A 14,635-nucleotide genomic window follows, 5' to 3' on the forward strand; every position below is an offset into this window, starting at 1 on the left:
CTTGTTCTTATATAAATAGGTCGCTGACCGATTGATTGGTCGATATTCTCTGGATCGCAGCAGCAAATAACGGAGCTACTGAGAGAGTTTTTAACTTAGTGATTTTTTTGGATTCTGGGATCTCGATCGTATTCGACAATACAACCTCTGTAAAAGGAGTAGAGTTCAAACGATCGATAGCTTCTCCGGAAAGAACTCCATGAGTAGCCGCACAATACACTGACTTAGCTCCATTTTTCAAAAGAGCGTCGGCAGCTTTACAGATTGTGCCCGCAGTATCGATCATATCATCCAGAAGGATACAATTCTTACCTTCTATCTCACCGATCACGTTCATCACTTCGGAAACATTTGCTTTCGGTCTTCTCTTGTCTATGATCGCTAAAGTCGCGTTTACTTTTTTACCGAAAGATCTTGCTCTTTCCGCTCCACCTGAGTCAGGAGAAACGATGACTAGATCTTCGAACTTTTTGCTAAGAATATATTCTACTAGTACTGGACTAAAATGAAGATTATCGACAGGAACTTTGAAAAAACCTTGGATTTGATCCGCATGAAGATCCATTACGATCACTCTTGTAGGACCTAAAACTTCGATTAGATCAGCTACAACTCTTGCGGAGATTGGAACTCTCGGTTCCGCTTTTCTATCCTGGCGTCCATAACCGTAATAAGGAACAACTACCGAAATACTTTTTGCAGAAGCGCGTCTTAACGCGTCCATGATCAAAAGTAGTTCCATCAGGTTGTCGTTTGCAGGCGCAGAAGTAGATTGGATAATGAATACGTCTCTTCCTCTTACGTTCTCTTCTATCTTAACCGCAATCTCTCCGTCGGAAAATTTGCGAAGATTGATCTTACCAGGAGCTATTCCTAACTCTTGGCAAATTTCATTTGCGATCGTACGATTGGAAGATCCTGAAAAAACTGCGATATTAGAGCCGCTCATTGTGCCACCGCTCCATTTAAAACTGCCGCTAAGTTTTCCAAGTCTGCAGGAGAATTCACACCTTGGCTTTCTCCGCTGTTTTTAAGAATTACTGCGCCCAACTTTTTTCCTTCTTTTTTGTACAACTCTACTAGATCAGGAAGATAATATTCTCCCTGAGCATTGCTATTTCCGATTTTTCTAAGAGATTCGAAAAGAATTTCGGAACTGAAAACATAAGTTCCAGTGTTGATCTCGTTTATTTTTTTCTGTTCCGCATCTGCATCTTTTTCTTCAACGATTGCGGTTACTTCTCCGGAAGAATTACGAACTATCCTTCCGTAACCGGTAGGAATATCCACCTTTGCGGAAAGTAGAGTAGCGGAGAATCCATTTTGGACATGTGTGGAAAGGAGAGAACCGAAGGTATCCCCTGTGATCATTGGAACATCACCACAAGCTACAAGGATAGGGCCTTTATGGGACTTAACAAATTCTTCGGCGCTTAATACTGCGTGAGCTGTGCCTAATTGCTCTTTTTGTTCGGCAAAACGAATTCCTGGAATTCCTTCGCAAAGTGCTTGGACTTCTTCTTTTTTATAGCCTACAACTATGACTATGTCATTGATACCTGCTTCTTTGAGGTGATCAATAACATGGTTTAAAAGGGGCTTTCCATTTAAAGGAACAGCCACCTTTGGGAGCTCCGTCTTCATGCGGGTTCCCTTTCCCGCAGCTAAAACTACGGCGACTGCTTCCTTTTTGGCGTCCATTCAGTAATCCGGTGAAATCAAACAGTGGCTGGGCCGATAGGATTCGAACCTATGAAATGGCGGTACCAAAAACCGCTGCCTTACCACTTGGCGACGGCCCAGTTTCATTCTTTAATAATTAAAGCTTACAAACGTAAGGTCGGGAAATTCCGTTTGCATTTTGGCTAACAGCTCTTCCCGTATCTCCAATCCCTGCACCAAACCATAGATACAAGATCCTGATCCAGTTAAGGAGGAGTAACTAGCTCCATTCGCCAAAAAGCTTTCCTTTAATTTCCCCAGCTGGGGAAACTTTCGGAAGGCAAGAGGCTCGAAGTCGTTTACGAGCTTTTCTCTCAAAGCCGCCCAATTTCCTTCTTTTAAAGAAAACTCGACGTCATTGCCTAGAGAAATCCATCTTTTCGAGGGAGGGTCGGCTTGTAAAGGCTTTTTGAGACCTGCGTACATTTCAGCGGTCGAGAGCACCTGAGGAGTTAATGCTAGAATTCCCTGGCCAGGATGCACTTGTATTTCCCTTAAGATCTCACCTTTTCCGGACACCAAACTATGATTTTCGGATAAGAAGAAGGGAACGTCGGCTCCGATCTCAGCCGCCAGTTTAAAAATATGGTCCGAATTAAACTCCGGGCTCAGGCCAAAATAAAAAGAGAAAAGTGATGCAGCGTTTGTTGATCCTCCTCCCAGGCCTGCAGCGGGAGGAATTTTTTTAGTAAGATGGATCCTCACACCAGGAAGTTCTCTAAAATGAGCTCTGATCTTGGAGAATGTTTTGAAAAGAATATTTTTACGGAGGTCTCCTTTCTCAGAAACCTCATCGTACAAACGTCTCTTTTCTAAAATGATCTGATTATTAGAGATCAATTCGAAAGATCCGGGAGTAATCGGCTCAATCTGGATATCATCTCCCCAATTCAAACGTAAGAATACACTGCGGATCTCATGAAATCCGTCCGGTCTTTTGTAAGGGATCTCTAATCCTAAGTTGATCTTAGCGGGAGAAAGCAAGGTATATCCTGAATCAATGGTAAATGGAGAAGAGTCAATCGATTCCTAATTGGACGAACCGGAAGAAATGGTCTCCCAATACGCAGTCATTCTTTCCTTTAACACAGGTGGATTATGAAGAATTACATTCGGACCAAAACCTTTCAGAACAGACAAAAACCAATCCTGATTTCTGATCCTTGCTTTAGAAAGATAATATATGGTGTAACCGATCTGCTTTTTAGTAGAAGTCCTTTCCAGATGCAAACGAGAATGCAGATTAAAATATACCTCAGCAGTATGATAGATCTCCGCAAAATTCGAATCCCCTTCTCCTCCTTGGAGAAAATTTTTTAATTTGGAGATTGCGTTCTTTCTTTCTTCATCTGGGATCTCGGCAACATTCTCCTGAGTTCTATTCAATTGCAGAATGGAATCCAATCTAAATGTTCTAGGTGCCTTTCTGGAATGGCAATATCCAATCAAATATTCTTCCCGGAAACTTAATAGCGCCCAAGGATCAACTTTTCTGGATTCCGGTTCCGCCTCCCCCTGGGCACGGTATTTAATCTGTAAAGATTGACCTTCGGAAATAGAGTCCTCTATATTCTTCTTTAATTCATTCTCGCTAGGTATCCCTGCTGAAGGAAGAATAGTATGAATCTTATCTAATATAGATTTTAGTATTTTTTTTCTGGAAGGAATTGTTTCTTTTTCACCTTCTTCCAAAAATAATTTTCGGATCATGGCCCATTCTTTGACGCTTAGGACCAAACCTTGCTCCAAACTTATAGGCATACGAATACCGATCGTCTCTCCGTCATAATCCAATTCCACAAATTGATCCGGAGTATATGGATAAGAACCCACCATGTACAATTTTCCGAGTTCTTTTTTAAGATCTTTTATATCATCAATACCTGAATATTTGGAAAGATCCTCCAAACTCATTCTTTTGTTTTCCTGCAAAAGATGAATCACCGCTAATTTGGTTTGGAGTTTTTTCGTACTTGGATTCATGTCGGACATTCTTTCTTTCGGGAAATTCCGAGACAATCAAAAATACGTATCATTTGAGAAGGATTTTTTCGGGCCCTTCTTTTTACAGAATCGTAATCGAAAACATGGGATTTTAAGACGGATGATACCTATTTGTCCGGTCTTTCCAATAGAATGCGCTTATATGGCCCAAACGTCTTTTTTAAAAAATACATTTAAACTTCTTCCTAAATTTTATCTGGAGCTATTCGATTCAGACCAAGTGTTTTTAGCAGCTGCACAGATTATAGGAAAGAGGATCTTACAATTTCGTATAGATTCCAGAGTTTCTTATAAAAAAGGAGATGGAGTTTACGGAAGATTGTACGGATTTAAATCCAAATTTTATATCCCCATCTCCGGTATCGTAAAAGAAAGAAGAGAGATACAAACCAAATACCATTCTAAATTTTGCGAACTAGAAATAGAATCCGATGAGGATATCGAATAATAATCTGCACTTCTTTTGCGATCCAAAATGACTCCGCCTCGAAAAAGGAAATGAACAATACATTTTGATCAATGAATCGCTAGTAGAGGGAGGAATAATCTACGCAAGAAAATATTTCCATCCTTGTTACCTTAAAGCGGAACTTATGAATATAAGAACGGAGATACATGAATGAAACCTATTTTGAAACTCATAGCTGCGGTCCTCTTTTTAAGCGCGAGTATGGGCTCCCTGCAAGCGGGCGATCTAAGAAAAAACGGATCTCTTATTGGGAGTATCGACTCCAGCGGAGATGTAAGGTTGAACGGATCACTAGTAGGAAGATTTGAATCCGGCGGAGATGTTCGGAAAAATGGTAGCCTGATCGGCAGAATCGACTCTAATGGAGACATTCGAATGAACGGTTCACTAGTGGGTTCGATCGATTCCAGCGGAGATGTACGCAAGAACGGAAGTCTTATCGGACGCATTGATAGCAATGGCGACGTACGAAAAAATGGTTCCTTGATCGGAAGTGCAGTGGGAATTCCAAGAGCGCAAGCAGCAGGATTCTTTTTCTTCTTCTTTTTGAACGAATAAGATTTAAACAAGGCGCACTTCGATTGCTTCTTTTAGCCGGCGGAAGTAGAGCAAAATCTGCCGATCACGCCGGCCCAAATTTTACTTTTCTTTTTCCATAGAAAAGATCAGAACATCTTCCTTATTTTCCGACCAAATTTTTTTAAAATCAGGACCCAATGCCTGAGAAATACTCGCATAATATTTATTTTTTAAAAAAGGATCCGCATCGTTCAAACTCTCCAAGATAGAAGCTTTTGTTTGAACGAATAATATTTTTTTAAATTGTTTAGGATCATTCTTGGAGAAAAAATTTCTAATATCAGCTTCTCTCATGAGCCATACGGAAGGTGTTTGGAAGAAATATTTGCCCAAAATTTGGGAGTATGTTCTGATCTGAACCACAACCAAGTCAGGCTTTTGCTCCAAATAGATGGCATTCAGTTTAGTGGTCTTTCTTCCATATTTTCCCAGGATTTGTGTATAAGAATAACTGATGTAAACAGAATAAAGAAGGACCGAATACAAAACAATTTTTGCGACCTTACGAAACTTCTCCCCTATATTCTCGAACAAGATCAAAAACATTCCCGCAAACACAGGCAAACTCAAATGAAGATATCTAGAGCCAAAATCTATGATCCCATCATTCGGCGCAGATAATACCAACGCTATAAATGCCGCAAGGCCCGAAAAAACGAACAAATCTCGATTCGAGATCTCGATCGCTATATTTCTTTTTAAAGGATTCTTCTTAAATAAAACATAATATAGAAAGAAAAATAGAACGATCAAAAATCCCGGGGTATATCCGAAAAATCCTAACCGATTTGGGTTTGCGATCAATAACCCGGTGTAAATGTCCCACTTCTTCCAAGGAGGCAAAAACATTGTAGGCTGATTAAAGGAAAATCTTGGACCCAAAGGATGTCCATATAGAAGATATTGAATTCCAAGTAGAAGTATTACTCCTACAAAAAAGCCGACCGAATATCCTAAAATTTTCCTTCTTTCTTCTACATTAGAAAACTTGTATGTGCTTAAGAAAAATATAAAGAACAATGGAAATACAATACTCTCGATCCTGAACCAAGCGGAAAAAGCAGAGATAAAACCTGAACTCACAAATCTAAGCCAGGAAGAAGAATGGCCTGACCTGAAAAATAGAAAACTTCCCCATATAAACAAAAAGGAAGCAATACCTACGTCAGGGAAAAAATATCCATTCACCAAAAACGGAGAGGCTAGGACCAAAACTCCCAAATAGATCGGATCCCAATCCCATAAAATAGAAAGAAATAGAAAAGATAAAAGTATTAAGATAGCAGTTACAATATATACACCGACTATCCCGCTCCAAGGAAGGAATATCGCGTATATATAACCCAATGCGACAGGAAATGGACTGATTAATTCTTCGCCGATACGGATACATTCAGTTGGGCAATAATTTCCTTCCGGATCCAAACTTCGAGAAGGCAGCACCAGGTTGCCTGAAAGGAATCCGTTTCTTCCTACAGATTCCCCCAATATAAATTTACCTAAATGATCGGAGTATAATTGTTCACCAGGCTTCAATAAGAACGGATATAATAAAGGAAGAAGGAACAAAAAACAAAACGTGAGCCTTGTCCATTTAGAGTGAAACTTTCCGCTCAGAAAACCCATCAGGGCAAATTAGAAGGTTCAAACCGTCTCACAATCCTTTTTCAGAGATCTACACCTCCCCAAATCGATTGACTCTAGGGAGGAAACCTGAAAGGGTCATAGAATCATAGAATTCTCCGGAGAGTATGATGAAAAAAGCGTTATTATTCACAATTTGTTTCTTATTCGCCGGAAGTTTACTCGGCCAAGACACGAGCACCCAAACTTCTACCAGAGAAAAAATGGTCTGTGAACGTATGGACCTGGAAATACAAAGTACTACTTACAACGACGCATTGAGATGTGAAACCAAAGACGCTATTTGTTATATGATAGAAGGTTTCAGTATGAGTTGTTTTCCTAAGGATAAGAAAACCTCTAAGTAACAAAAAAAGGCGCCTTACGGCGCCTTGCAGTCGATGGATTTTTAGGATTTGTGACTACTAATTAAAGATTGTTTAGAAATTCTTGAGTTCTTGCAGCTTCTGCTTCAAGAGCTTTTGCTTGTCTTAAGAATTTCTCAGACTGAGCGTTGCTAGCGAGGAATTTTCCACCAGTAGAACGTTTAGCCAATGCTCTTAACTCTTCAGCTCTTTCGTTCTTTTGTTGAGCGATTGCTTTCAAGTAAGTAGCTACTGCAACTTTTTGCTCTTTAGTAACCGCTGCGGATACCAAAGCTTGCTCTAAAAGACGATCTTCAGTATCTTGAGAAACTGCAAAAACGGAAGATCCTGCTAAGAAGCCTACTACCAATAGAAGAGAAGTGAGTTTGTTGATTTTCATAAAATTGAAACCTCAAGTTATTATTTATATTTTCTGTTCTTGTTTTCGCTTTATATCCATATGACCTACCTACATAGGCGAATGGAACAAAAAAAAATTTATACAAAGAAAAAATTAAAAACTTTTGTTAAACGAACTCGAAGAACCATTTATCACATTTACATTTATTAGAATTATCTAATTTTCTAAGCACCTTGTTTCAACTAGCTTCTATTCATTCATATTGAATAAAAAAGAAGCGGAATCGGATGATTTCTCAAACCGCTGCTTGAATATAGTACAAGTATCGACCCGAAGGGTGTTTTTTTCAAGCCGATTCTTTATTAGAAATTCAAAAAATGCTTATTTTTTGAGCACATAAACTAAGCATTTCGCCCATCTAGTGAGCAAAAATAGGGGCAAAAATGGTGTTTTTAGGGGTAAATCGGAAAAATCCAATATGACAGAATTTTCTAATTTGTTCAATTTTTCAGCCTTCGCTTTGGGCTTGTCATAAGCAAAATCCACAAGTTTCTTCACATAAAGAAGGAAATGGTCTTCTTTTTTAGAGAAGATTTCTCCCAAGGGACACAAAATGAAATATTTACACGCTATGATTCGAGTAAAAGATCTGGATCAAGCATTGGATTTTTTCTGTAATAAGCTAGGATTAAAAGAAACAAGAAGACATGATCATCCGGAAGGAAGATACACTCTTGTGTTCTTATCAGAGTTAGATGCAAATTCTCCTGAAATAGAGCTAACATATAATTGGGACCAACCTTCCGCTTATACAAGCGGAAGGAATTTCGGTCACCTAGCTTTCGAAGTAGATAATATTTACGAAACCTGTGCGAATCTTCAGGCAAAAGGAGTGATTATCAATCGCCCGCCTAGAGATGGCAGGATGGCTTTTATTAGATCACCTGATTTAATTTCTATTGAGTTATTACAAAAAGGAAAATCTTTAGAGATCGCAGAACCTTGGAAAAGTATGAGCAATACTGGAGAATGGTAGGATTAATTAGGATTTTTTAGAAAAAGATAAACGATATTCTCCAGGAGAACATCCATATTTCTCCTGGAATAATTTATGGAACGCGGATTTGGATTTGAATCCTGCCGAATAAATCACTGCAAGTACCGATCTTTGAGGCTCTTCTTTTAACATTTTAGAAGCTTCTTCCAAACGAAATCCGGTTATATACTCTCTAAAACCAATTTTCATCTTATCATTTAATATCTCAGATAATTGATGTGTCTTGATCTTTAATTCTTCCGAAAGGATCGGAAGAGTAAGCTCTTCGTCCAGAAAAAGTTTTTTATCCCTCATAAGTTCTTCCATCTTCTGAATGACCGAATCCACATCCAGACCATGGAGTCTAGTCTCGTTATACCCTGCTTCCTTAGCCGTTTTTTCAAAAGTAACTATCAATTCAGGAGATATAGAAGCGCTCAAAAAAACACAACATACGAGCAGCGTCAGACCTGCGGCCGCAACAGTGAACAAAGGCATAAAGAAAATTTGAGCGATCACAAACAAGAAGATCACAAATATACTCGCGTAGAATAGTGCAAGAAAAGGGGAGAATGCTCTACCTTCTTTTTTTTGGATGAATGTTTTCCATTTGCGGATCTTTCCGATCAACAAAAGAGGATACACTAAATTGGAGATTGTTCCTAAAATCAAAAGTCCAAACAAGAACTGGAAATAAATATTTCTGGGAGGAAATACACTTACATATTCCAATTTGGAATTCGGATCAGATAGAACGAAGGGTAGAAGTAACAAAAAGGTAACGAGGCCGGGAACAAAATGTACCAAGTTGAGTAATTTTGCCGGTAATCCTCCTAATCTTCTAAAATACAAATACGCCAAAGGCCCTGTAAAAAATAGAAAAGGGATATGGATCTCTGCAAACCATAACTGCTCCTTTAGTTGGCCGGATAATTCCAAATACAAATGGAATTGTACTATAGAAAGGGATAGGAAAAAGAAACCGATAGGTTTTTGAAAAGTGGACTTGGTTTTGGATCCGAGATTGAAGTCCTGGGTTTTCTCCCCCTTCTCCCTTTGAATGAATTCAGAAATGGCCAATAATAATGAAAGCCCTGCTCCAAATGCCAGAAACGTATCCATAAAATGAAAGAGTCCTAAAAGAGTTGGATGTCCAGATTTTTTCAGGATTTTTCTTTTTTTAGTCCATCCGGATACGGAAGGACGACCTCTTTCGGAAAAGATCGTATCCTGAAAGGATGAAACATCTTAGCCCCCAACCAAATCGTTTTGTGAAATTCTTCCGCTGGAGTTTAGCTCTCTTATTTTTATTAGGATTTGTAGAATACGGAATATCTTCCGAAATTTCAAAAGTCCAGAGCCAAGAAGAAGTTTCCAAAATCCCAACCTATCAATCCAGATTCGGTAGAAAGCAGCCAATCATTGCAGTGATCGGTGAAAATCGAATGACAGAGCTGACGGATTTTATGATCCCTTATGGAGTTTTAACTTCCGCAAATATTGCAAAAGTGATTTCTGTTTTTCCTAAAACTGGGCCAGTCCAAATGTTTCCGGCATTAAAAATAGAAGCGGAGAAGTCCTTTGATCTTTTTAACTCGGAATATCCGGAAGGTGCGGATTATGTGATCGTACCTGCCGTCCATTATTCGGATGATGCTACTCTTCTATCATTCATACGAAAACAATCAGCTAAAGGTTCTACGATTGTAGGTGTATGCGATGGAGTTTGGGTGCTTGCAAATGCAGGTGTACTAAAAGATTATATGGCAACCGGCCATTGGTTTTCTTTTTCCAATTTAGAGAAAGAGTTTCCTGAGACTAGATGGATTAAGGATAGAAGGTACATTGCGGATCGAAAGATCATCACTACTACAGGGATCACTGCCTCCATTCCCGTTTCCTTGGCTTTAATCGAGGCAATTTCCGGAAAAGACAAAGCGCTAGAAATTGCAGCCGGTTTAGGAGCGAAAGACTGGAAGCCAACTCATAGAAGTTCTGATTTTTATTTAAGCGGTAAAGATATGTATATTGCTGCGAAAAACTATCTGGGTTTTTGGAATTATGAGAATTTAGGAGTTCAAGTTTCCGATGGGATTGATGAAGTTGTATTAGCTCTGCAAGCAGATTCTTTTTCCAGAACCTATAGATCGGAAGTATTTTCCGTTTCCGGTCAAAAGCAAATCCGGACCAAATCCGGTTTATTATTACATGTAGATAAAACGCAAGCAGATGCTGCTTACTTAGATTCTATTTTAGAAAATCTGAATGGAATGGCGGCAATGACTGCTTACGATAAAAATCTGGCGGAGATTGAATCCAAATACGGAACAAACACCGCGGCTTTTGTGGCACTGCAGATGGAATATCCTTGGAAGAAGTAGGAGAAAATCTACTTCCAACCTTCTGCAAACTCAATCCTTTCGATCGTTGTTGGATGAGAATGTTCAAAGATCACTTCTAGTTTATGAGGATTCAGCCTGGATTTATTATCTTTTGCAAGTTTGATCTCGGTATTTATGAATGATTTTTTATCATTCGTTAAAATCAAGGCCTCTCTATCAGCTTGGGTTTCCAAAAACCTAGACAATCCCGCAAAAAAAGGTTCTATGATCGTTCCGACCAGAGATAAGATCAAAAACAAGAATGGTAAAGTGGATGGTGAGTAAAATTCTTTGAGAGGAACAAGATCCTCTTCTTTTACTTTTTTGAATACGTACCCTAATAGAAAACAAAATAGAAAGGTTTGGATCGTATTTAAGACGATTTCCAAACTTTGGTGGTTATGCACCCAATGCCCGATCTCGTGTCCGAGCACACTTACCACTTCTTCTTCCGTATGGTTATTGATAAGAGTATCGTATAAGAAAATCTTTTTACTCTCTCCCCAGCCCGTAAAGTATGCATTCGTATGTCCGGAGTATTGGCTCTCCTTGATTACATAGATATTTTCGATCCGGATATTTGCCTTTTCGCTCAATGCTACGATCTTATTTTTCAGACTCCCTTCTTCAATGGGCCCAAAATCGTAAAAGATAGGAGTGATGATGATCGGAAAAAGTACGGAAGTTAGAAGCCCAAAGCCCAAGGATAGGATAGGAAGAATGTATTTCCAAGCTCTGGGGAGATTTTTTAATACAAAGGCTACGACCAACATAATGATCGTTCCGAAGAATAATCCTAGTCCGAATGATTTGGATTTAAAGATGACCCAATCCAGAAATGTCATATTCGAAAACTGGAATTCATGCTCGATCACGAATCCGAAATAATAGCTGAAAGGTAAAGAGATGAAAAATTCGATGAGATAAAAGGAAAGGAAGTATAAGAATACGACTGTGTAAAAATTTCCACTCGTCTTTTTTTGAAAAAAATCTTCTAGTTTGGAAGATAGTGGAGTAAATACGAATGCTCCAGCCAATGCAAAATCCAATAAAGAAGCAATAATTGAAACGAAAAATCCTCTCCGACTATAATCTATCCCTGCTTGAATATCTGCTTCCGTGAAGTATTTTAGAATTTTTTCATGTAGTTCCGGAGAAAGGTCTCCTTGGTAGGAAAAGTATTTTAATAAGAGAGTAAATACAATCTGAAAAGAGAATAATGCAATTAGGATATTTCTTAGTTTCATGCGTTAAGTTTTGACCTTTCTAGAATGGGACTTGGAAAAGTTTTTCCAGGTCAAGGTTTAATTCCTAAACCAGGATCCGCCAGGGATGCGCAGAACGTCAGTCCCAAAGCTTCGCTTTGGGATGAGCGGTAGCGAATTCGGAGCAGCCCGGTCTTCGCGAAGCGAAGAGGCGGCCAAATTTTATACTTTTTCGTAGAGTTCCGAGATCTGTTTTACTGAATTTCTGAACACGTTATTCAATTCTTCGGGAAGAACCGTTTCAATTGCATCCGGCCATCTCCATAAGAATGGTAATAACCCTTCCAGGTTGGTGGATTGGAAACTGAGTTTATTTTTCTCTTCGGCATATTTGATCCCTGTTAGGAATAGTTTAGCTTTTACGAGACCTTCTTCTTTGCAAACCCACTCCACATTTTTAGGTTCGTGGACTGGGAATAATCCTGCATGTATAATCAGATCTTCTTCCGTTTCTTTTTTGGCTCCTCTCGCCTGATAGAGCGGATCTCCTTGTAGGAGTTCCACAGATAGGATCTTTGGAAGAACGAATCTTTTTTTGGTCTTTTCTTCTCTATCGTAAGCTAATAGATAATGATCCTGACCACCTTTTCGGATCAATCGGATAGGATCCGCTTCTTTCGAATATGAATCTTCGGGGAAAGTTTTATAATATTTGATCCGGATCGGAGTATGGTTCTTGAGCGCTTCTAAAATTTGAAATGCGGTTTCTCCTAACTCTTCCGAATTATCCTCCGAATTTTCAGTCATTTCAGGAAAGTATTCCAGATCGCCAGCGAATATTTTTCTGGCGGCGGTATAGAGTTCGTATTTTGGAGCTTCTGAATATCCCCTTAATAGAAGTGCAGAAATCTCTCTCAGTTCTTCCTCATTAAATTCAAGAGTTTTAGAAAGTGGATCTTTCACGAGCACGTATACAAAATCTTTTCCGTTCTTTTGGGGATAATATTTGATATGAAATCCGAGTGCGCCTAACTCTTCAATATCTCTAGATAGTTTTCTTCTGTCTGAGTCTCTGTTTTCGTTATCGTAAAATCCTTCCATGATCTTTCTTAAGGAGCTTAAAGTAATCCCTTCCGGAAATCTGAAAAAATTGAATAATAATGTGAGAAGCCTGTATTCTGTGGGATTCATCTCCCTAGGCTCGATTTCCTGATCTATATCTTTGTCTAGTTCTTCTTTCATGGCTCGTTTCTAAATTTTGATTTTTATAAAGTCCCTGGGCAAGGAAAAATCTCTGCCCTGTTTTTGAATTCGGAGAAAGTCCCAAAAAACAACTTGATGAGTAAGATCGGATCTCGATAATTCTCTCGTTTCAGTCGCTTATCCTCAGAGGTTTTTATGGGCAAAATACTAGGTTTTCTTTTCCCGAATTTTGTAGGTCTTATTCTTATTTTACTCGGATGGTGGACAACTATCATCAATGTGGCCACACTTCGTTTCGCTGGTGAGTCTTATTTTAATAAATGGACCTATACCGGCCTCATCCTGATCATTATTGGGGCTTATTTGCCGGAAATCTGGATTGGGATCCGTAAGAAAATTTTCGGAGATTGATCCCCCCTTTTTTTCTTGTACGAAAACGTCTAGACATTTCCGCTGGTATTCTGATTATTTGTATTGAGTGTCCCAGTTCGTCCTGGGCTCGGAGATTTTGAAAAAAATCTTTACGAGCCAAGTACATGGGTTACAATGCGACATAATAAAATTACTGGAACCTGAGAAGGGAAGATGAGCGCGGAAACCGAAGTTTTAGAGAAACCAAGCCGGAAAAAAACCGATATCGAATTCCATAAGCCTACCCTTTCTCGGGAAGACCTGAAAACAGTTTTAGAGGCTTTGGTAGAAGACCATCTTTCTTCCGGTTCTGTGACCCATAAGTTTGAGAAGGCATTTTCTTCTACTTTTAGGACAAAACAAGTAGTTTCTGCAAACAGTTTAACTGCTGCATACCACCTGTCTTTATTGGCATTGGAGATCCAACCTGGAGATAAAATTGTTATCTCCACATTCGCTCCTCTTGCAGCTCTAGATGCAATTTTTTTAATGCAAGCGCAACCTTTGGTTGTGGATATGGGAAAACATTCTTTCCATATCTGTCCTGAAAGATTATCCTCCGCACTAGAAGATGAATCAGTTAAAGCTGTGGTTTTAGATCACACTTTCGGATCTTTAGCGGACTTCTCTAAATATGATTTTAAAAATCGCCCTGTAATCGAAGATTTTTCAGAAACAGTTGGAGCAAGAACTGAAACTTTTACTCCAGGGAAACAAGGGAAAATTTCTATCTGTGGTCTTTCTATCGAATATCTGATCACCACCGGAAATGGGGCTTTGATCTGCACCGATGATGATTCTTTAGCGAAAAAGATCAGAGCTAGAAAAGAAGGAAAAGATCCTTATCCACGGAAAGAAGGCCAGCCTAGATTAGATTATGATATGATCGATTACCAAGCTGCCTTAGGGATCGAACAATTATCCAACCTTGGTGTGATCTTAGAAAGAAAAAGAAAGATCGCTCAGGTGTATCTGCAATCCATCCAAGGTTCCCAAGTAGGCTCTCATTTTAACGATCCGAATTCTGAAACTTTCAATCGTTTTGTGATCATTGCCCCGGGTAATTACGAGCAAGTAGAAAGATACTTCCGTTCTTTACAAATTGGAACACGCAGAACTGTTGCGGAACCGATCCATCATATTCTTGAACTTTCTAATTCTGATTTCCCGAACGGGGAAAGATTGTACCAAAGAGGACATTGTATTCCGATTTATCCTAACTTAACTAAGGATAATGTGCAAAGGATCTCTCAAGCGATTCGTAGAATTTACTAAG

The 14,635-nt window shown here is 39.1% G+C and carries 16 protein-coding genes and 1 tRNA gene; 7 read left to right on the forward strand and 10 right to left on the reverse strand.

What is annotated here, in order from left to right:
• Positions 1 to 7: 7 nt before the first annotated feature.
• The 5 genes from CH377_RS00945 to CH377_RS00965 form a co-directional block, all read right to left on the reverse strand.
• Positions 8 to 949: a ribose-phosphate diphosphokinase gene (locus CH377_RS00945; protein WP_100721975.1), complete on the reverse strand. Its 942-nt coding sequence runs from the start codon at positions 947 to 949 to the stop codon at positions 8 to 10.
• Positions 946 to 1,701, reverse strand: a complete 756-nt coding sequence (locus CH377_RS00950) for a sugar phosphate nucleotidyltransferase (protein ID WP_100721976.1) — start codon at positions 1,699 to 1,701, stop codon at positions 946 to 948. Before CH377_RS00950 ends, CH377_RS00945 begins: the two co-directional genes overlap by 4 nt.
• Before the next feature lie 25 nt (positions 1,702 to 1,726).
• Positions 1,727 to 1,802, reverse strand: a tRNA-Gln gene (locus tag CH377_RS00955).
• Positions 1,803 to 1,812: 10 nt separating this feature from the next.
• Positions 1,813 to 2,706, reverse strand: a complete 894-nt coding sequence (locus tag CH377_RS00960) for a 4-(cytidine 5'-diphospho)-2-C-methyl-D-erythritol kinase (protein ID WP_100721977.1) — start codon at positions 2,704 to 2,706, stop codon at positions 1,813 to 1,815.
• 45 nt (positions 2,707 to 2,751) lie between these two features.
• A complete protein-coding gene (locus CH377_RS00965) occupies positions 2,752 to 3,705 on the reverse strand; it encodes a helix-turn-helix transcriptional regulator (RefSeq protein WP_100721978.1) in 954 nt (317 codons plus the stop codon).
• A gap of 163 nt (positions 3,706 to 3,868) precedes the next feature.
• Here CH377_RS00965 and CH377_RS00975 point away from each other — a divergent pair, with 163 nt between their 5' ends.
• Together CH377_RS00975 and CH377_RS00980 are read left to right on the forward strand one after the other, a co-directional pair.
• The gene (locus CH377_RS00975; protein ID WP_100721979.1) at positions 3,869 to 4,174 is read left to right on the forward strand and encodes a hypothetical protein; all 306 of its coding nucleotides are present in this window, start codon (positions 3,869 to 3,871) and stop codon (positions 4,172 to 4,174) included.
• Between the two features lie 171 nt (positions 4,175 to 4,345).
• Positions 4,346 to 4,753 carry a 5-fold beta-flower protein gene (locus CH377_RS00980; RefSeq protein WP_100721980.1) on the forward strand — a complete coding sequence of 136 codons (408 nt, stop codon included), beginning with the start codon at positions 4,346 to 4,348 and terminating at the stop codon, positions 4,751 to 4,753.
• Between the two features lie 81 nt (positions 4,754 to 4,834).
• On the opposite strand, the gene CH377_RS00985 is transcribed toward CH377_RS00980, so the two are convergent.
• Positions 4,835 to 6,400 (reverse strand): LA_3751/LA_3752 family putative glycosyltransferase, encoded by a 1,566-nt coding sequence (locus CH377_RS00985; protein WP_100721981.1) that lies wholly within the window; start codon positions 6,398 to 6,400, stop codon positions 4,835 to 4,837.
• A gap of 128 nt (positions 6,401 to 6,528) precedes the next feature.
• On the opposite strand from CH377_RS00985, the gene CH377_RS00990 reads away from it, so the two are divergent.
• Positions 6,529 to 6,765 carry a hypothetical protein gene (locus CH377_RS00990; protein WP_100721982.1) on the forward strand — a complete coding sequence of 79 codons (237 nt, stop codon included), beginning with the start codon at positions 6,529 to 6,531 and terminating at the stop codon, positions 6,763 to 6,765.
• 61 nt (positions 6,766 to 6,826) lie between these two features.
• On the opposite strand, the gene CH377_RS00995 is transcribed toward CH377_RS00990, so the two are convergent.
• On the reverse strand, positions 6,827 to 7,162 hold the full coding sequence (locus CH377_RS00995; protein ID WP_008595389.1) for an LIC10421/LIC12816 family protein: 336 nt from the start codon (positions 7,160 to 7,162) through the stop codon (positions 6,827 to 6,829).
• Positions 7,163 to 7,736: 574 nt separating this feature from the next.
• Here CH377_RS00995 and CH377_RS01005 point away from each other — a divergent pair.
• The gene (locus CH377_RS01005; protein WP_100721984.1) at positions 7,737 to 8,159 is read left to right on the forward strand and encodes a VOC family protein; all 423 of its coding nucleotides are present in this window, start codon (positions 7,737 to 7,739) and stop codon (positions 8,157 to 8,159) included.
• 6 nt (positions 8,160 to 8,165) lie between these two features.
• On the opposite strand, the gene CH377_RS01010 is transcribed toward CH377_RS01005, so the two are convergent.
• The gene (locus CH377_RS01010; protein ID WP_207797568.1) at positions 8,166 to 9,281 is read right to left on the reverse strand and encodes a helix-turn-helix domain-containing protein; all 1,116 of its coding nucleotides are present in this window, start codon (positions 9,279 to 9,281) and stop codon (positions 8,166 to 8,168) included.
• 116 nt (positions 9,282 to 9,397) lie between these two features.
• Between CH377_RS01010 and CH377_RS01015 the strand changes: the two genes are divergently transcribed.
• Positions 9,398 to 10,540 carry a DJ-1/PfpI family protein gene (locus CH377_RS01015; RefSeq protein ID WP_100721986.1) on the forward strand — a complete coding sequence of 381 codons (1,143 nt, stop codon included), beginning with the start codon at positions 9,398 to 9,400 and terminating at the stop codon, positions 10,538 to 10,540.
• An 8-nt stretch (positions 10,541 to 10,548) separates the two neighbouring features.
• Here CH377_RS01015 and CH377_RS01020 read toward each other — a convergent pair whose 3' ends face one another.
• The gene (locus tag CH377_RS01020; RefSeq protein WP_100721987.1) at positions 10,549 to 11,787 is read right to left on the reverse strand and encodes a M48 family metallopeptidase; all 1,239 of its coding nucleotides are present in this window, start codon (positions 11,785 to 11,787) and stop codon (positions 10,549 to 10,551) included.
• 180 nt (positions 11,788 to 11,967) lie between these two features.
• Positions 11,968 to 12,987, reverse strand: coding sequence for a helix-turn-helix transcriptional regulator (locus tag CH377_RS01025; protein ID WP_100721988.1), 1,020 nt, complete (start codon positions 12,985 to 12,987; stop codon positions 11,968 to 11,970).
• A 156-nt stretch (positions 12,988 to 13,143) separates the two neighbouring features.
• On the opposite strand from CH377_RS01025, the gene CH377_RS01030 reads away from it, so the two are divergent.
• Complete coding sequence (locus CH377_RS01030) at positions 13,144 to 13,359, forward strand: hypothetical protein (protein ID WP_100709009.1); 216 nt, start codon at positions 13,144 to 13,146, stop codon at positions 13,357 to 13,359.
• A gap of 174 nt (positions 13,360 to 13,533) precedes the next feature.
• A complete protein-coding gene (locus CH377_RS01035) occupies positions 13,534 to 14,634 on the forward strand; it encodes a DegT/DnrJ/EryC1/StrS family aminotransferase (RefSeq protein WP_100721989.1) in 1,101 nt (366 codons plus the stop codon).
• Position 14,635: the final 1 nt, after the last annotated feature.

The sequence above is a fragment of the Leptospira haakeii genome (assembly GCF_002812045.1).
GTDB lineage: Bacteria > Spirochaetota > Leptospiria > Leptospirales > Leptospiraceae > Leptospira_B > Leptospira_B haakeii.